Here is a 17,340-nt window from a genome sequence, read left to right as displayed (position 1 = left end):
TTCTCTCCTCTATATTGGATATGTGAGCATGGTAACAATACATGCTATATTTGGCCAAACTTCCAATAATAATAGGCATAATAATGAAATTTAGCGCACCATGGTGTTATCAAAATAAGCTATTTAAGTACGCAGCAGCTCTTTTAACGCTTAGCAGCTTAAGCTTTGCTGCAATAGCTGCACCATTGGATAAATCAAAAATTCAGTTTATCGGCCCACTTGCCGAAGATATGCAGTTAAAGCCTTTTCAGACACCTCATGGCAGTGCGATTATTAACAACCTATTGCCACAACTACAAGCAGACACAGATAGTTTTTCTGTATTTGGGAAAAAACAAAACTGGCAGCCATTTAATAAAATCAATGCGCTCACTTTAGGTGGGTTACAGGCACTAAAATTTAATATTGAAACAACCCGCTTTACGCAAGGTACGCTTACCTTAAAAGGGATTGAGCAAGGTCAGTTATTTATTAATGGCGAACTACAAACAGGCGATAAAAATAGCTATAAGTTAGCTTTAAATAACAGTACTCACACTGTTTTAATAGTAGCCCAGCAAGTAACTAATTGGCACGATGTAACGCTTGATTTTGCACCTAAAAGCGAGGTTGATAAAATTACGCTCAGCACTTCACACATAAAACGTTTATCTGCAAAACAAATGTTTGATGCTCCTACCATTAGCCAATTATCACTCGCACCTAATGCCAAGCAGTACGTTACTACCACTCGCACTTATAGCGATAAAACACAAAATCAAGCAAATACAGTTACTGTACTTAAAGATTCAGACAATCAAACGCTTTATCGCTTTGAAGCAGGCCAACCAAGTAACATTATTTGGAGTCCAGATAACCAATATTTAGTGTATTTGTTAAATGGTGAGCTTAAACAACTTAACCGTAAAAACTTCTCAATAAAAACATTAGCAAACGATTTAGAAGGAGCTAATGGCTTTACCTTTTATAACGACACCAGTCTTTTGTTTAGCTGGTCTAAATCACCTGAGAGCACTAACAGCTTAACCAAGCACTATAAAGGTCTGCAAGATCGCTGGTCGTATGCACGTTCCATCAGCCAAATTTATATGCTTGATACTAAAAGTGGTTTAACAAAAGCACTTAGCCAAGGTCCTCTTTCTTACAGCCTTGAAGATTCAAATAGTAACCGTGGCAAAGTATTAATGAGCCGCCCAGTAATGGCAATGCAAGCATCAACTCACCCAGAGACAGAGTTAGTTGAACTCGATTTAAAATCAAACAAGCTTTCATCGCTTGGTAAATTCAAAACGTTTAATTTAGCCAAATACGCAAATAAAGATGTTTATGTAGTTGCAGGCCCTGACTTTAAAAATGGCGCAGGCAGAGCACTACCAAAAGCAATGCTTGCTAATAACTACGACGGGCAACTTTACCTACTTACTGAAAGCGGTAAAAACGTAAAAGCACTCAGTAAACAATTCGACCCCGCTATTGGCCAACTGCACGTTTTAGAAAACGGCGATGCGCTCATTAAAGTAACAGAGCAAGACACTCAACCACTTTACCTATTCGATTTAAGTAAACAGCGCTTTAAAAAGTTAAATACGGGATTAGATATTGTTGAACAATTTAGTTACTCACACGACCGTAATACCGAAATTTTATTAAGTGGCACTAACGCTTTAGCGCCACAACAACTAAAGCGCTTGAACGTAAGTAAAAATAAAACAGATTTAATATGGGATTCAAAACCAAGTAGCTATGCAAATACACGACTCCCTACATTAGAGGAGTTTAATTTTAAAAATAAACATGGGGTTGAAATAACTGGCCGCGTTTATATTCCTAGCAATTTAGATAAAACTAAAAAGCACCCGGCGCTCGTGTATTACTACGGCGGCACTTCACCAGTTACGCGTGGTTTTACAGGTCGTTATCCGTTTAACTTATGGGCAGAAAATGGCTACGTTGTTTATGTAGTACAGCCTACTGGCGCAACAGGGTTTGGACAAAAGTTTTCAGCGCAGCATGTTAATGCCTGGGGCGACTACACTGCAGACGATATTATCGAAGGCACGCAAGCCTTTTTAAAGAAATACAACTATGTTGATAGTGAAAAGGTAGGAAATTTAGGGGCATCATACGGTGGCTTCATGACCATGTTATTGGCAACTAAAACCGATATATTTAGTGCTTCAATAGCTCATGCGGGTATTTCTAATATTACCTCGTATTGGGGTGAAGGTTGGTGGGGCTACTTATATTCTGGCGAAGCATCAAAAAATAGCTTCCCATGGAATAACCCTGAGCTTTACAGCCAACATAGCCCTGTATTTCATGCCGACAAAGTAACAACACCTATGCTACTTCTTCATGGTGATAGCGATACCAATGTACCTGTTGGCGAAAGCTTAACAATGTACACTGCGCTTAAACTGCTTAATAAGGACGTAGAGTTAATCGAATACAAAGGCGCCGACCACCAAATTTTTGCACGCGATAAACGATTTGATTGGTGGAACACCATGCTCGCATACTTTGATAAAAAGCTAAAAAACGAGCCTCAATGGTGGGACTCAATGTATAAAAATGACTGAGCCTGAACCTTTAAAATAACGACTTAATACAGATTTATTAATAGTAGAATTAATTATTTAGCACCTTTTAATTAGTCTAAAGGTGCTAACCTCATCCTCTAATAACGTCTTATACCCCTTTGAAATATTAAGTTACTTAAAACTAATAAACCCCCTTCTCAGCATTTACCTATTGGTGCTACCATACAGAGCTATAAGCATTCAAAATAAAGTACTATGGCTATTAATGTTTTATTGGTTGAAGACGATGAACTACTCGTTAAACGCATCCAAAATCACTTTGCAGATACCGAATTTACAATAGAGGTAGACCCCACTGGCGCTGATGCACTTAACATTGTAAGGCAGCGGGTAAACCTGCGCGGTGCTATATCATTAGCTATAATTGACATTGTCTTACCAAAGCGCGACGGGCTTCAGCTCGCAAAAGAATTAAACACACTGACCGATATTGGCGTTATTGTATTATCGAGTCGTGACTCCCAAGCCGATCGTATTGCTGGCCTTGCACAAGGTGCTGATGACTATATTTGTAAGCCCGTCGATTTACTTGAGTTAGAGCTTCGCATGCGCGCGCTCTATAAGCGTGTTGCCGTTAACCTAGAAGACGACGAAAGCGAAGAGTTTATAGAATATGCTGACTTTAAGCTTCATCCTGATAACCGCACATTAATTACTGCTGCGGGCGTTGAGTCACGCTTAACTGAAGCCGAACATAAAGTGCTTATTTGTTTAATTAGTAATGCAGGTAAAGCCACATCCCGTGAAAAAATATCAGAAGAAATAGGCCAGCCCGATTGGAGTCCAAACGATCGTACTGTTGATGTGCTTATTGGTCGTTTACGTAAAAAATTAAATGACGAAAAAGATCAAAAACGCATCGTTACCGTACGCGGTAAAGGCTATATGCTTTCTATTTAATACTTAGTTAATTGCGCAATAAGGCGCTCAAATGCGCGGTAATTAAGTGCTTCTTTAAGCTCATTTAAACTAATGTTTTCAGCGCCTTTTAAATCACTAATAGTCCGCGCCACTTTAATTACTCTATGGTAAGAGCGTGGCGATAAAGACAACTTCTCGCTTGCTCTAGCTAAAAATTGCAACTCTGCAGGCGCAAGTTCACAGTGCACACTCATTTCTTTATTATTAAGTCTCGCATTAACCTTACCTTGGCGTTTTAGCTGCACATAATAAGCAGCCTCAACTCTTGCTCTAACCTCAGCACTGGTTTCCTCTGGTTTGGTACTTTGTAGCTCAACACTCGTTAAACGAGGTAGTTCTATTTGCAAATCAATACGGTCAATAAAAGGCCCCGACACGCGTGATAAATAACGCATAACTTGATCGGGAGTTGCCCGCTTATCAGTATGGCTCCCCGTTGGGCTTGGGTTTAATGCTGTAATAAGCTGAAACTGCGCTGGGAACTCCATTTGCCTAGCTGCACGTGAAATAGTTACTGTGCCGGTCTCCATTGGTTCACGCAGTGAATCAAGCACCTTACGCTCGAATTCCGGTAACTCATCTAAGAAGAGCACACCGTTGTGTGCCAGCGAAATTTCACCAGGCTTGGGATTTGAAGAGCCCCCCACCAAAGCAACAGCTGAGCACGTATGATGCGGATTACGAAATGGCCGCTGTCGCCAATTAGTTAAATCTATGGATTGTCCAATAATAGAGTAAAGCGCAGCTGTTGAAATAGCTTCATCGTCCGACATAGTAGGCATAATTGTAGCCATTCGCTGGGCCAGCATTGATTTACCAGTACCTGGAGGGCCTAAAAATAGTAAATTATGCCCGCCAGCTGCGGCTATTTCTAATACTCGCTTGGCGCCGGGCTGACCTTTAACATCGCTTAAATCGAGCAAAAAGTCAGGGGCTTGCGTGCAGTCGGGGTACTCTATATTTAATGGCAAGGGTTGTTGATTAAGTAGGTCGCCCCATACTTCTTGAATAGAGCTTACGGCTTTGCGTTTAACGCCATTAACTAGGCTTGCTAGGCTGTCGTTTGCAAGAGGTAAAAAGCAGCAGCGATCTTCTTCTTTAGCAGCAAGTACCGAAGGTAAAATAGCGTTTACACCACGCACTTCACCATTAAGAGCAAGCTCACCATAAAACTCGTACTTATGAATATCAGGACACACTATTTGCCCAGAGGCGACTAAAACTCCCACCGCAATAGCCAGATCAAACCGCCCTCCATCTTTTGGCAAGTCGGCTGGGGCTAAATTTACAGTTATTCGTTGATCGGGAAAACCAAATTGTGAGTTTTCGAGTGCGCTACGTACCCTGTCTTTCGACTCTTTAACAGACGCTTCGGGCAGGCCTACAATATGAAAAGCGGGTAAACCATTTCCTAGGTGAACTTCTACAATAACTTCAGGGGCATTTATACCCACTTGAGCACGAGAAAATATACGAGCTAACGACATTCCTTATCCTAGTAAATGGTGTGATTACACCAGTTTAGTCAGGATATTTAAAAACGTGTAATGTGATTTGCCATTTTATAGCGGCTAAACGAAGTAATAAGGTCATTAACATGCCTAATACCATCGCCATTTCGGTTGCTAACGAAAAACTAATACCAAGCGTATAAACAGTACCACCCGCTATACAGGTAATAGCGTAAAGCTCACCCTTTAATAGCATAGGGATCTCGCGTGCAAGCACATCTCGAATTAATCCACCAAAGCAGCCTGTAATTACAGCCATAATTACCGCAGTCATATCGGGCATACCAACAAGCTGTGCTTTTTGCGCCCCCATTACTGCAAAAAAAGCTAACCCGAACGCATCCGCTGTTTGTAAAATATAATGAGGTATCGGCTTTTGTTTATTTATAAGGCGTGTTGTAACAAATACTGAAGCGAGTATGGCAAAAAAGTAACTTTGATCGTGTAACCAAAACACAGGAACATCTAAAATTAGATCTCGCACTGTACCACCACCAATAGCAGTTACTGTCGCTAAAACTACGACCCCAAAGCCATCCATTTTTTTCTCGTACGCTAGCAAAGTGCCCGATACAGCAAACACCGCAATGCCTATTAAATCAAACCAGTGGTAAAGTTCAGTCATATTTGTAACAACCTAAAAATATTTGTGCCGTTTTAACACAAACCAAACAAGGTTTTAAGTAATAACGATTTATTTTAAGAAGTTTATAACATTTTAAAGTGTATCTCAGGGGGCGGGAGCTTACGCTTATGAGAAGTGAATGCCTCATGCAGTGCAGATGATCTTTAACCTATAAGCTAAATCACCACACTCATCAAATTTTAGACATAAAAAACACGCTTTAAGCGTGCCGTTTCATTCTTATTTATTTCAGTGGTTGCGGGAGCCTGAACTTATAAAAGGTGAACCGACGACCTTCGGGTTATGAGCCACAATATACACACTAAATTTTAGACATAAAAAAACACGCTTTAAGCGTGCCGTTTCATTCTTATTTATTTCAGTGGTTGCGGGAGCCAATTTATAAAAGGTGAACCGACGACCTTCGGGTTATGAGCCACAATATACACACTAAATTTTAGACATAAAAAAACACGCTTTAAGCGTGCCGTTTCATTCTTATTTATTTCAGTGGTTGCGGGAGCCTGAACTTATAAAAGGTGAACCGACGACCTTCGGGTTATGAGCCACAATATACACACTAAATTTTAGACATAAAAAAACACGCTTTAAGCGTGCCGTTTCATTCTTATTTATTTCAGTGGTTGCGGGAGCCTGAACTTATAAAAGGTGAACCGACGACCTTCGGGTTATGAGCCACAATATACACACCAAATTTTAGACATAAAAAAACACGCTTTAAGCGTGCCGTTTCATTCTTATTTATTTCAGTGGTTGCGGAAGCCTGAACTTATAAAAGGTGAACCGACGACCTTCGGGTTATGAGCCACAATATACACACTAAATTTTAGACATAAAAAAACACGCTTTAAGCGTGCCGTTTCATTCTTATTTATTTCAGTGGTTGCGGGAGCCGGATTTGAACCGACGACCTTCGGGTTATGAGCCCGACGAGCTACCAGACTGCTCCATCCCGCGCCTGAAATTTGTAGACTTGTTTAAAGTTGCTTACATTACAACTTGGCTTCCAATTAAAGAATTGGTTGCGGGAGCCGGATTTGAACCGACGACCTTCGGGTTATGAGCCCGACGAGCTACCAGACTGCTCCATCCCGCGCCTGTATATTTTAAGTCTATCGACTACTTTATTTTATCTCTTAAGTTAGAGTTTACAGTAACCTCAATCCCTAAGGAAATTGGTTGCGGGAGCCGGATTTGAACCGACGACCTTCGGGTTATGAGCCCGACGAGCTACCAGACTGCTCCATCCCGCGCCTGTAATTTCTTTAAAACATTTTCGTAATATTTACGAGCCTGCCTTGAAGAGAGCGCTACTATATAGGAATAAACATTTAATGCAAGACCTAAACTAATTAAAGTTGTTCAACCGAACAAAAAGCAACCAAATTACTATTCTGCGCTCAATCTTTGATGCGGATTAATCATTTTTTGCCATTCCCAGTCTGGATGTCCCATTACTATAAAGTCAGGGTTCTCAGTACTCTCGCGTTGGTTGTACGTTAGCGGGTTAAATTCTGCATCGGTAATACAACCACCGGCTTCTTCAACAATAACTTGTGAAGCACCTGTATCCCACTCTCCCGTTGGACCAATTCTTAAAAAACAATCTGCTTTGCCCTCTGCAACAGTACAGGCTTTTAAAGAACACGAACCAATAGCAATCGTTGTAAACTGACTATTTAAATACTGACTCACCGCTTCTATTTTTTGGCGGCGGCTCACTGCAAGCGTCAAGCTCTCTGGCGGCGCTACAGATATTTGCTTATCAATTGAGTTTTCACGTTTAAAGGCACCATTTTTAGCTGTAGCAAAATAAGTCACACCTTTTGCAGGCCAATGAATAACTCCAAGCACAGGATGATTATTTTCAATCAATGCAATGTTTACTGCAAAGTCGCCACTTTCTAAAATAAATTCGCCTGTACCATCCATCGGATCGAGCAACCAATAACGCTGCCAGTCCTGTCTGTCGGCGAGTGCTGGTATAGGTGTTTCTTCCGACATAATTGGGATATCGGGTGCAAGTGCTTTTAATCCAGCAACCAGTACGTCATTTGCTGCTAAATCAGCTTTGGTAACAGGCGTATTATCTGATTTCTCTTGTTGGCCAATATCGCCTTTTTTATAAATGGCCATAATTGCATCGCCAGCACGCTCAGCTAATTCAATGCACGGTTCGATTAATTTATTCATCGGCAGCTCCAGACGCTAAATACTTATCTAATAATAGCAAAGCTGCAACACTGCGTGCTTCGGTAAAATCTTCTTGGTCTAATAATGACTGCCACTGAGTTAATGGCCACTTAACAACAACTAGCGGCTCTGGTTCGTCGCCAATAAGGGTCTGTGGGTATAATTGCTTAGCAAATAAAATATGCATAGTGGCATTAAAGTAACTCGGCGCCATTGTTACTGTTCTTAATGGTTTAAAATACTCAGCACCAAAGCCAATTTCTTCTTTAAGTTCTCTGTTAGCAGCTTGCTCTGGATTTTCGCCCGGATCAATTAAGCCTTTAGGAAAACCTAACTGGTAATTGTTTGTGCCCGCACAGTATTCACGTACAAGTAGTAACTCATTATCTGCATTTAACGGAACAATCATCACTGCTCCCCGGCCACCGCCGCGAATTCGCTCATACTGGCGCTCTTCGTTATTAGAAAACTTTAACTCTAAAGACTCCACAGTAAACAGGCGACTTTTAGCAACAACATTGTTACTGAGGATTTGTGGTGGTGTTGGGTGCTTTTTCTGTGTCATTGGCGTTAATTTGCTATCATGGCAGTTAGTTCAATAATAAACCTTATAAGTTGAAATTCCTATGTTAAATTGGTCAAAAATCGATACCGTTTTGCTCGACATGGATGGAACATTACTCGATTTACATTACGACAGTCATTTTTGGCTTAACGTTATCCCTGCGCAACACGCATTAGCTAGAGGCATTAGCCTAGATGCAGCTAAAGCAGATATTTTAAAACGCTATCAAGCTGTGAGCGGTCAAATACAGTGGTATTGTTTAGATTATTGGGAGCAGCAATTAAGCTTGCCTATAATGGAGCTTAAACGAGAGTCTCAGCATTTAATTAAAATGCGCGAAGACGTACCTCATTTTTTAACCGAGCTTAAAAAAGCAGGCAAAGAGTTAATTTTACTTACCAACGCCCACCCTGAGAGTGTCATGCTGAAATTTGAGCATACAGCAATTGATAACTACCTAGATGGTGTAGTGTCTACTCATGAATATGGAGTAAGTAAAGAGCAGCAAAGTTTGTGGCACCAAGTACAAAAAGACTTAGGGTTTAATAAGCAGCGCACTTTGTTTGTAGATGACAGTGTGCCGGTATTGAATGCCGCACGAGAATACGGCATCGAGCACTTACTTGCAGTTGCTAACCCTGATAGCCAACAACCACATAACGAAATAGCCGATTACCTGAGTGTTACCGACTATCGTAAGATTATTTAACTCAGTTTACGTGGGCTAGATTTTTGGGTAACGGGCTTCAAGGCCTTGGTATACTAACTTTGCAAAATCTGCATGTTTTGTATCAAGGCTTTTAACTACTTCAACTAAATGCTCGTTATCTTCTTGCCCGTTCCACTCTTTAATATAGCTACCGTCTTTGTAGCCATGATCTTGGCGGAAAAAGTTTAACGTGTTTTTACCTACGTAGCCGCGATATAAATCATCAATATCCATACCCATTTGCGCCATACAGCCGGCAAAGGCAGCGGCATTAAACGTTTTATCTGCAACAGCGGAAGCCGCTAATATTTCTAGCGTTTGTTTAAAGTCATCCGCTTGTTGAGCATTACTAAGCTCAGCTTCAAGTTGCTTTGCTAAGTCTTCGTAGCTAGTTTTTCCGTCAATTCTAAGCGATAGACCAAAATGAAAAATATCAACCAACTCTAAAATAACTTGTTCAGTATCTGGTGTTTGTTTTTTCCACCATTTCCAACCATGATGATCCAGCATTTCAGCGCACTCAACCCAAATAGCGCGGTACCATTCGAACCCTTGAGTAAACCATTGCTCATGTACTTTAGTGTTCATGGCGTTTTGCATTTCTAGCATAACTACTAGCTTGTTTAAATTGGCAGACATATTCATTCCTGTCGTTTTTGATTAGTGTAATAGTACAGATAAAGGAAGCTTAACGCATCAGCACTATCTTAATATGTAGTTTACTTTGAGCCGCTAAATTCAGCCCATGAATCAATTAAATCAATGAAATCTTCAAAGCCACAACCACTACTTAAACCATTTTCTTCAAGCGCTAAATCGTCATCTTGATACGCTATTAGGTCTTCGCTATCTTGATGAAGCGCATGGGCTTCAAATAGTGCTTCGTCTTTGGTTAATATTAAATCTATTTCTTGGCCTTTTAGCGTTAGCGGCTCATAGCTTGAACTCACCGATGCAATAAGCGCTTGCACCATAGCTACTTTGTCTTTGCCTATTTCTTCGTTTAGCCAGCGACCAATAATAGCGTGTTCACTGCTTATTTTAATGCGTAGCCCACTAATAGGGTCGCGAATAAATTGATATTCCATAGGGTTTGCCTGTAAATCTTTAATTGCGTAATTATATACGTAAACGCCCGCAAACCACAGGACATATAAAGTAAAATAGCGCCACAAGGGCGCTATTTTACTCAACTTTAAAGCCGTTAACTTCGCGATCTATAACGCGCTGCGTCAATAATCGACCATAAGTAAATAATAGGCACAAGTACAAAGCCTACAAGCACATAAATTAGTGCGTAACTTATTATAATAGCGAGTGCAAAAAATATAGCCGCTAAAATACGCCCTTGCACTAACTGCCCTAAACCAGGAAAAAATATATTACATAATGCTGCGATTACGTTACCGCCAGAACCTTGATCTGCCATACTAACCTCTGTATTTATTTGATTTTATAATTATTTACCTACACACTCTATGCCAATTTATTAAAGCTTACAAATCAAATAGTTAAATTAGCCTAGATTTAGAGAGTTAGTAAATTTTGCTAACTTTAGGTCAAATTAGCAATTTTTATTGTGCGTTTACGCTTTTTTGTTTGTTCAAAAAATTATCAAGTTACTCGTTTTTAAGGCTATTTTATAAATAGCTGTTTATAAAAACAGTATTTTATTTAGCCTAACAAAAACACCTGTTATACTGCCCACAATATTGATTAAAAAGGCGTAACGATGGACGTTTCACAATTACTCGATGGCTTAAATGACAAACAACGCGATGCCGTTGCAGCCCCACTACAAAACATGCTGGTATTAGCAGGTGCTGGGTCTGGTAAAACACGAGTGTTAGTTCATCGTATTGCGTGGCTTATGCAAGTTGAGCAAGCATCTGCTTACAGTATTTTTGCCGTAACCTTTACTAATAAGGCGGCTAAAGAAATGCGTAGCCGCGTTGAAGAAACACTAAAAGCCCCTGTAGGTGGTATGTGGATTGGTACGTTCCATGGTTTGTCGCATCGTATTTTACGTGCTCATCACCGTGAAGCTAACTTACCTGAAGCCTTTCAAATTTTAGACTCTGACGATCAACTTCGGATGATCAAGCGCTTATTAAAATCGATGAATATCGATGATAAAAAATGGCCTGCTAAACAATTTGGCTGGTACATAAGCGCTAAAAAAGATGAAGCACTTCGCCCTAAAGATATTCAAGCATACGATATTAACGAGCAAATGATGCTGCGTGTTTACGCCGCCTACCAAGAGGCCTGTGATAGAGCAGGCCTAGTAGATTTTGCCGAAATATTACTACGCAGCTACGAAGTGTTAAAAAATAACCCTACGTTACTACGTCATTACCAGCAACGCTTTGCACATATGCTCGTAGACGAGTTCCAAGATACAAATACCATTCAATATGCATGGTTAAAGTTACTTGCAGGCGATACAAGCAGTATCATGATTGTAGGCGACGATGACCAAAGTATTTACGGTTGGCGCGGTGCTAAAATCGAAAATATTAAACGATTTTTGACTGACTTTAGCGCAGAAACCATTCGTCTTGAACAAAACTACCGTTCAACAGCAACTATTTTGAAAGCGTCTAATGCATTAATTCAAAATAACTCAGAGCGTATGGGTAAAAGCTTATGGACCGACGGTAACGATGGCGAGCCAATTTCTATTTATGCAGCATTTAATGAATTAGACGAAGCACGCTTTGTAAGTAGCAAACTACGAAGCTGGTTAAATGCAGGTAATGCCCTACAAGATGCCGCAATTTTATACCGTAGTAACGCGCAATCTCGTGTACTCGAGGAGGCCATGCTACAAGAAGGCTTAAAATACCGTATTTATGGTGGTATGCGATTCTTCGAACGACAAGAAATTAAAGATGCGTTGTCGTACTTACGCCTAGTAGGTAATCGTCAAGACGATGCCGCGTTTGAGCGTGTAATTAATACGCCAGCACGCGGTATTGGCGATAAAACATTGAGCCATATACGCGATTGTGCACGAGCAGAATCGTTACCGCTTTGGTATGCCGCCAAAGCAATTGTAGAACAACAGCATTTATCTGGTCGTGCTTCTGGTGCAGTAAGTAAGTTTGTAGAACTCGTTGAACAAATAGAAGATAAAATTAGCGACCTAACTTTGCATGAGCAAGCTAAGTACACAATTCAAACCTCAGGCTTGATGGCAATGTACCAAGCCGAAAAAGGTGAAAAAGGCCGTGCTCGCGTAGAAAACTTAGAAGAGCTAATTAGTGCGTGTGATCAGTATGAGCTACCTGAAGACGAAGAATACAGCTCACCACTACAAGGCTTTTTAGCGCATACATCACTTGAGTCAGGTGAAGGACAAGCAGAAGAACACGAAGACGCCGTACAAATGATGACGCTTCACTCAGCTAAAGGCTTAGAGTTTCCGCTAGTGTTTATGGTAGGCGTAGAAGAAGGCATGTTCCCTTCTCAGCAAAGCAACGAAGAGTCGGGTCGCTTAGAAGAAGAGCGCCGCCTTTGTTATGTAGGCATGACACGAGCAATGGATAAGTTATACATTAGCCATGCTGAGAGTCGCCGCTTATACGGGCAAGAAAAATACCATAGCCCATCTCGCTTTTTACGCGAAATCCCTGAAGACTGCGTAGAAGAAATCCGTATTAAAACACAGGTTTCTCGTCCACCTGCCGCCGGGCGTTTTAGCGCATCAGTTAGCCATGCAGCATTTGAAGACAGTGGCTTTAACTTAGGGCAACGAGTTTTGCATGCTAAGTTTGGTGTTGGTACCGTACTTAATTACGAAGGCAGTGGCGCGCAATCTCGCGTACAAGTTAACTTTGACGACCTTGGTAGCAAATGGTTAGTAACGGCTTATGCACGATTACAAGCGGTATAAAACACACCTAAATGAATTAAAACAACAACTAGCTGGCGCGTATCATCGTCAGCTGGTGCTAATTACTGGCAGCTCAACTTGGTGTTATGAAATACTTAACTCATTAATAGATGAAAACAATACACTTGTTGTATCCAAGCAGTGCGCGATTAAAGATTCGTACTGGCCTACTCGCACACACCAAATTTTAGGGCAAGAATTTGCTCATGCTGTTTACGATGGCTTTAGTGGTTTGCACCCTGATAAACTTGCAGCACTTGCCGGCACCGTTAAAGCAGGCGGTATACTGTTTTTATTACTGCCTGAACTGGATGATTTAGCCTCTTGGCAAGATCCAGCATTGAGTACAGTGCAATCACACGGTCAGAGCATTAACTACAGCATATTTAATCAGCGTTTCGCGACTATTATTAAACCGTTGCCCGCTTTTCACTTTAGTGAAAAAAATGGCTGTATTAGTAATAACGCTAGCTATGTAATGCATAATAAAATTGATTATGAGCCACAGCAAAACTGTATTGAGCAAATAGTAAAAGTAGCTAACGGTCGTGCCAACAGGCCTTTACTCATTAATGCCGATAGAGGCAGAGGTAAGTCGGCAGCACTTGGCTTAGCAACGGCAAAACTAACTGATAAAAAAGTAATTATTTGCAGCACTCAGTTTAAAGCGACCCATAGCAGCTTTAAACATTTAGCCCAAGAGTTAAGCCTTCAATACAACGCTGAACATAAACAGCTCGCCAATTTGCACTACGTTGCACCTGACGCGTTATTAAACACACTACCTGAGTGCGATTTACTACTCGTTGATGAAGCTGCAGCAATTCCTGTTCCGTTATTACTACAAATGCTAGCTCATTACCCTCGTATAGTATTTGCAAGCACTCTGGTTGGGTATGAAGGCAATGGTAGGGGTTATACCATTCGCTTTAGTAACTATATTAAAGCACACTATAAAGCCTCTAAAGTTGTAACACTTGATGAGCCACTGCGCTTTGCTAAACACGATCCTCTTGAGCAACACATTCGCACACTACTAGCACTCGATGCACAATATATAGAGTTAAGTAGTAATGAATTAGAGCAGCCAGTACATAGCGAAATAACTCAGCAATCCCTTGTAAACAATGAGCCTTTACTGCAGCAAGTTATTGCCCTACTTGCACTGGCTCACTATCAAAGTAGTGTCAACGACTTACGCCAACTACTAGACGCACCATCGCAAAGACTATTTATTAGCAAAATTAATAATCAATTAGTTGGCGTATGCTTAATCGCCATAGAAGGTGGTTTGAGTGAAGAACTTGCCCTACAGATTATAAGTGGAGAGCGCCGTCCGCAAGGGCATTTAATGGCGCAAGCACTCTCACAACTTAGCTTTAATAATGACTGTTTAACGCAACTGAGCGCTCGCGTTGTACGAATAGCGATTGATCCGAGTTCCCACAATATAGGACTTGGTAAAAAGCTACTTAGTTTTTGCGAATCGCAGGTAAAAAGCCAATGTAGTTGGCTTGGTGCAAGCTTTGGGGCAACAGCGCAGTTACTTAATTTTTGGCAAAACCGAGGGTTTGATACTGTAAAATTAGGTTATCAACGCGATAAAAGCACCGCTGAACATTCGGCGCTTGTGGTTAAATGCTTAAGTGACAAAAGTACAATTATTCAACCTTTGAAAAAGCAGTTTAAAAACGATTTTTTTTATGGGCTTTTAACACACTTTAAAACACTAGATTGGCAACTCGTGAATATCCTAATTGAAGGATTTCGCGACGAGTTAATAAGCCTAGAGACTCACGAGCGACTAGCGCTGCTCACTAAAAGTAACTTCACTCAATTTAGTATCTCTGCAACTCTTTGGCAGTTACTGAGCCAGTCACCTTCTTGTATATCTCAATTAACAGAGTCGGATAAACAACTTTTAATAAAGTTAGTGCTTCAAAATGAAAGTAATGAAAAAATGATTCAACACTTAGGTTTATTAGGAAAAAAACAGCTTGAGAATCAATTTAAACGTGCCATAAAAAACCTCACAAGTACCATCTAATAGCTTTTAGTTGCCCTATCACTGTTAAATTTTATCCATCTTTAAGCTATTTATTTAATTTGTTCTATCCTTAAAACATTAATAGGTAAATTAAGATAAAGGCATGGAATTAATAAACTTTAAAGTGGGCTGCAAAACAATTTCACTTAAAATACTCGATATTTTATTAACAGAGCGCTTTGACAATAATCTAACAACTTTACCCAACAATAATAAAAGCTTTATTGGTGTTAAAGATTATATGGATATACCAACGCCTGTTTTTGATTTAGGTATTATTTTAAATAATATCTCAACCGAACAAAGTAATGCGCATATACTAAAACAACTAAGAATATGGCAAGAAAAACTATTAAACTGGTTCAATACCCTTCAAAGTAACTTATTAAATAGCTCGGCTTCTATTTCAAGCAATGATGCAGAACTACAAGATTTTATTCTGTTTTACAAAGAGTTCAACACCGATAATGAAGACTTAAAACTAACAATGTCTCGGCTTAACGAACCTTTCCAATCATTGCTAGAAACGGTAAAGGAAGCTATATCAGCTCATAATCAAAGCGATTATAAACAAGTATCAGCTCTGCTCGAAAAAATTAAGCGTAGTAACCTAATTCAGCTAGAGCGTTTATTTGAATCAGCTAAAGAGCAAATAACCTTAGACTATAAACCTATTATTGTTTTCACCACCAAAGACGGCTTAAACCCACATGTAGGGTTATTGGTAGATAAAGTCGAAGATAATATCGACTATAAAAAAGAAGACATTAAACCACTAGATAAGCTCACTGAGGTCGGTTTTGATCTAGACCCACAAACTAAAAATATGATGCGAGGATTAATCAAGCTCCCCCAAAAACACAGTGTATTAATTGATCCAAGCGTAATATTTAAACCAACTCAAATAGAAGAATCCGAAAGTGAAGAAACCCAAGCTTATGGACTATTTTAAATAGCCTTTAAATTTGGTTATTAACTTTAGTACTGGAATAATGAGCTATTCCGCTCAACTCGTACATTTAGATGAATTGGAGAAGAATCGAGTATGTAATGTCCGTTACTTCCCCATATTTGACTTTTCTGCAGATGTAAAAAAGCCCGACTATTTCTAGTCGGGCTCTCTACAATTTGAAGCCTGTGCGCTACGCAATAGGATGTCGTAGTCCCCACAGCGGTGGAGAGCCACAGTGAAATGCTACACTCTCTTTGTGACCCGATATGAGTGTATGTTAATTGCGCACATTTCACTTTTCTGCAGACGTAAAAAAGCCCGAATCGTTAGATTCGGGCTCTCTACAATTTGAAGCCTGGTAATGTCCTACTTTCACATAGCAAATGCTACACTATCATCGGCGCTGTTTCGTTTCACTACTGAGTTCGGCATGGAGTCAGGTGGGTCCAAAACGCTATTGTCACCAAGCAAATTTGGGCGTTAATACGTATTTCTGCGTATTAACTGAATTTGGAAAATATCTGATAATATTTTTTAAGTTTTTCTAAGTAATTTCTACTTTAGTTATATTAACTTCTGTCAAACTGTCGCATAAAACGCGTTTGGCGTTGTATGGTTAAGCCTCACGGGTAATTAGTACAAGTTAGCTTAATGGCTCACACCACTTCCACATCTTGCCTATCAACGTTGTAGTCTTCAACGGCCCTTCAGAGACTTTAAAAGTCTAGTGAGAACTCATCTCGAGGCCTGCTTCGCGCTTAGATGCTTTCAGCGCTTATCAGTTCCGAACGTAGCTACCGGGCAATGCCATTGGCATGACAACCCGAACACCAGCGGTTCGTTCACTCCGGTCCTCTCGTACTAGGAGCAACCCCTCTCAATTCTCAAACGCCCACGGCAGATAGGGACCGAACTGTCTCACGACGTTCTAAACCCAGCTCGCGTACCACTTTAAATGGCGAACAGCCATACCCTTGGGACCGACTTCAGCCCCAGGATGTGATGAGCCGACATCGAGGTGCCAAACACCGCCGTCGATATGAACTCTTGGGCGGTATCAGCCTGTTATCCCCGGAGTACCTTTTATCCGTTGAGCGATGGCCCTTCCATTCAGAACCACCGGATCACTATGACCTACTTTCGTACCTGCTCGACGTGTCTGTCTCGCAGTTAAGCTGGCTTCTACCATTACACTAACCGTACGATGTCCGACCGTACTTAGCCAACCTTCGTGCTCCTCCGTTACTCTTTAGGAGGAGACCGCCCCAGTCAAACTACCCACCAGGCACTGTCCGTAA

At 40.6% G+C, this 17,340-nt stretch carries 13 protein-coding genes, 3 tRNA genes and 2 rRNA genes; 6 read left to right on the top strand and 12 right to left on the bottom strand.

Annotated features, from left to right (window positions below; all coding sequences use genetic code 11):
• Positions 1–83 precede the first annotated feature (83 nt).
• Entirely contained in the window at positions 84–2,579 is a 2,496-nt protein-coding gene (locus tag QT16_RS14750; RefSeq protein ID WP_039488985.1) for an alpha/beta hydrolase family protein, read from the top strand.
• A gap of 216 nt (positions 2,580–2,795) precedes the next feature.
• Entirely contained in the window at positions 2,796–3,500 is a 705-nt protein-coding gene (locus tag QT16_RS14745) for a response regulator transcription factor (RefSeq protein ID WP_002957913.1), read from the top strand.
• Here QT16_RS14745 and QT16_RS14740 read toward each other — a convergent pair.
• The 7 genes from QT16_RS14740 to nudE all read right to left on the bottom strand — a co-directional run bounded on the left by QT16_RS14740 (position 3,497) and on the right by nudE (position 8,436).
• Positions 3,497–5,008, bottom strand: coding sequence for a YifB family Mg chelatase-like AAA ATPase (locus tag QT16_RS14740; RefSeq protein WP_039488984.1), 1,512 nt, complete (start codon positions 5,006–5,008; stop codon positions 3,497–3,499). The two genes, QT16_RS14745 and QT16_RS14740, sit on opposite strands and share 4 nt — an antisense overlap.
• Before the next feature lie 34 nt (positions 5,009–5,042).
• Positions 5,043–5,657 carry a trimeric intracellular cation channel family protein gene (locus QT16_RS14735; RefSeq protein ID WP_002957915.1) on the bottom strand — a complete coding sequence of 205 codons (615 nt, stop codon included), beginning with the start codon at positions 5,655–5,657 and terminating at the stop codon, positions 5,043–5,045.
• 901 nt (positions 5,658–6,558) lie between these two features.
• A tRNA-Met gene (locus QT16_RS14730) sits at positions 6,559–6,635 on the bottom strand.
• 62 nt (positions 6,636–6,697) lie between these two features.
• Positions 6,698–6,774, bottom strand: a tRNA-Met gene (locus QT16_RS14725).
• An 80-nt stretch (positions 6,775–6,854) separates the two neighbouring features.
• A tRNA-Met gene (locus QT16_RS14720) sits at positions 6,855–6,931 on the bottom strand.
• Positions 6,932–7,067: 136 nt separating this feature from the next.
• Positions 7,068–7,871 (bottom strand): 3'(2'),5'-bisphosphate nucleotidase CysQ, encoded by an 804-nt coding sequence (gene cysQ, locus QT16_RS14715; RefSeq protein WP_002963016.1) that lies wholly within the window; start codon positions 7,869–7,871, stop codon positions 7,068–7,070.
• Positions 7,864–8,436: an ADP compounds hydrolase NudE gene (nudE, locus tag QT16_RS14710; protein ID WP_039488983.1), complete on the bottom strand. Its 573-nt coding sequence runs from the start codon at positions 8,434–8,436 to the stop codon at positions 7,864–7,866. The genes cysQ and nudE overlap by 8 nt, the downstream gene beginning before the upstream one ends.
• Positions 8,437–8,497: 61 nt before the next feature.
• On the opposite strand from nudE, the gene yrfG reads away from it, so the two are divergent.
• On the top strand, positions 8,498–9,145 hold the full coding sequence (gene yrfG / locus QT16_RS14705; protein ID WP_007378908.1) for a GMP/IMP nucleotidase: 648 nt from the start codon (positions 8,498–8,500) through the stop codon (positions 9,143–9,145).
• A 15-nt stretch (positions 9,146–9,160) separates the two neighbouring features.
• Here yrfG and QT16_RS14700 read toward each other — a convergent pair whose 3' ends face one another.
• From QT16_RS14700 to QT16_RS14690, 3 genes are all read right to left on the bottom strand, one after another.
• The gene (locus tag QT16_RS14700; RefSeq protein WP_039488982.1) at positions 9,161–9,784 is read right to left on the bottom strand and encodes a dUTP diphosphatase; all 624 of its coding nucleotides are present in this window, start codon (positions 9,782–9,784) and stop codon (positions 9,161–9,163) included.
• An 80-nt stretch (positions 9,785–9,864) separates the two neighbouring features.
• On the bottom strand, positions 9,865–10,233 hold the full coding sequence (locus QT16_RS14695) for a YacL family protein (RefSeq protein ID WP_002963010.1): 369 nt from the start codon (positions 10,231–10,233) through the stop codon (positions 9,865–9,867).
• Between the two features lie 116 nt (positions 10,234–10,349).
• Positions 10,350–10,574, bottom strand: a complete 225-nt coding sequence (locus tag QT16_RS14690) for a hypothetical protein (protein ID WP_002963009.1) — start codon at positions 10,572–10,574, stop codon at positions 10,350–10,352.
• Positions 10,575–10,877: 303 nt separating this feature from the next.
• On the opposite strand from QT16_RS14690, the gene uvrD reads away from it, so the two are divergent.
• The 3 genes from uvrD to QT16_RS14675 all read left to right on the top strand — a co-directional run bounded on the left by uvrD (position 10,878) and on the right by QT16_RS14675 (position 16,042).
• Positions 10,878–13,043 carry a DNA helicase II gene (gene uvrD / locus QT16_RS14685; RefSeq protein ID WP_024596422.1) on the top strand — a complete coding sequence of 722 codons (2,166 nt, stop codon included), beginning with the start codon at positions 10,878–10,880 and terminating at the stop codon, positions 13,041–13,043.
• Positions 13,021–15,090, top strand: coding sequence for a tRNA(Met) cytidine acetyltransferase TmcA domain-containing protein (locus QT16_RS14680; protein ID WP_039488979.1), 2,070 nt, complete (start codon positions 13,021–13,023; stop codon positions 15,088–15,090). Before uvrD ends, QT16_RS14680 begins: the two co-directional genes overlap by 23 nt.
• A 103-nt stretch (positions 15,091–15,193) precedes the next feature.
• Positions 15,194–16,042, top strand: a complete 849-nt coding sequence (locus tag QT16_RS14675) for a hypothetical protein (RefSeq protein WP_039488976.1) — start codon at positions 15,194–15,196, stop codon at positions 16,040–16,042.
• 353 nt (positions 16,043–16,395) lie between these two features.
• Here QT16_RS14675 and rrf read toward each other — a convergent pair.
• Positions 16,396–16,510: ribosomal RNA gene (gene rrf, locus QT16_RS14670) — 5S ribosomal RNA — on the bottom strand.
• 144 nt (positions 16,511–16,654) lie between these two features.
• A 23S ribosomal RNA gene (locus QT16_RS14665) occupies positions 16,655–17,340 on the bottom strand; the annotation flags it as partial.

Origin of the sequence: Pseudoalteromonas distincta, assembly GCF_000814675.1 — a bacterium.
Lineage (GTDB): Bacteria > Pseudomonadota > Gammaproteobacteria > Enterobacterales > Alteromonadaceae > Pseudoalteromonas > Pseudoalteromonas distincta.
The sequence above is the reverse complement of the archived record's forward strand: the minus strand, read 5'-3'. Positions and strand labels throughout refer to the sequence as shown.

Excerpts from the sequence above, each read along its gene's own strand:
- QT16_RS14695 (WP_002963010.1), bottom strand. The coding sequence starts at position 10,233 with ATGGAATATCAATTTATTCGCGACCCTATTAGTGGGCTACGCATTAAA.
- QT16_RS14680 (WP_039488979.1), top strand. The coding sequence starts at position 13,021 with ATGCACGATTACAAGCGGTATAAAACACACCTAAATGAATTAAAACAA.
- QT16_RS14735 (WP_002957915.1), bottom strand. The coding sequence starts at position 5,657 with ATGACTGAACTTTACCACTGGTTTGATTTAATAGGCATTGCGGTGTTT.
- nudE (WP_039488983.1), bottom strand. The coding sequence starts at position 8,436 with ATGACACAGAAAAAGCACCCAACACCACCACAAATCCTCAGTAACAAT.
- QT16_RS14745 (WP_002957913.1), top strand. The coding sequence starts at position 2,796 with ATGGCTATTAATGTTTTATTGGTTGAAGACGATGAACTACTCGTTAAA.
- uvrD (WP_024596422.1), top strand. The coding sequence starts at position 10,878 with ATGGACGTTTCACAATTACTCGATGGCTTAAATGACAAACAACGCGAT.
- cysQ (WP_002963016.1), bottom strand. The coding sequence starts at position 7,871 with ATGAATAAATTAATCGAACCGTGCATTGAATTAGCTGAGCGTGCTGGC.
- QT16_RS14740 (WP_039488984.1), bottom strand. The coding sequence starts at position 5,008 with ATGTCGTTAGCTCGTATATTTTCTCGTGCTCAAGTGGGTATAAATGCC.
- QT16_RS14675 (WP_039488976.1), top strand. The coding sequence starts at position 15,194 with ATGGAATTAATAAACTTTAAAGTGGGCTGCAAAACAATTTCACTTAAA.
- QT16_RS14700 (WP_039488982.1), bottom strand. The coding sequence starts at position 9,784 with ATGTCTGCCAATTTAAACAAGCTAGTAGTTATGCTAGAAATGCAAAAC.
- QT16_RS14690 (WP_002963009.1), bottom strand. The coding sequence starts at position 10,574 with ATGGCAGATCAAGGTTCTGGCGGTAACGTAATCGCAGCATTATGTAAT.
- yrfG (WP_007378908.1), top strand. The coding sequence starts at position 8,498 with ATGTTAAATTGGTCAAAAATCGATACCGTTTTGCTCGACATGGATGGA.
- QT16_RS14750 (WP_039488985.1), top strand. The coding sequence starts at position 84 with ATGAAATTTAGCGCACCATGGTGTTATCAAAATAAGCTATTTAAGTAC.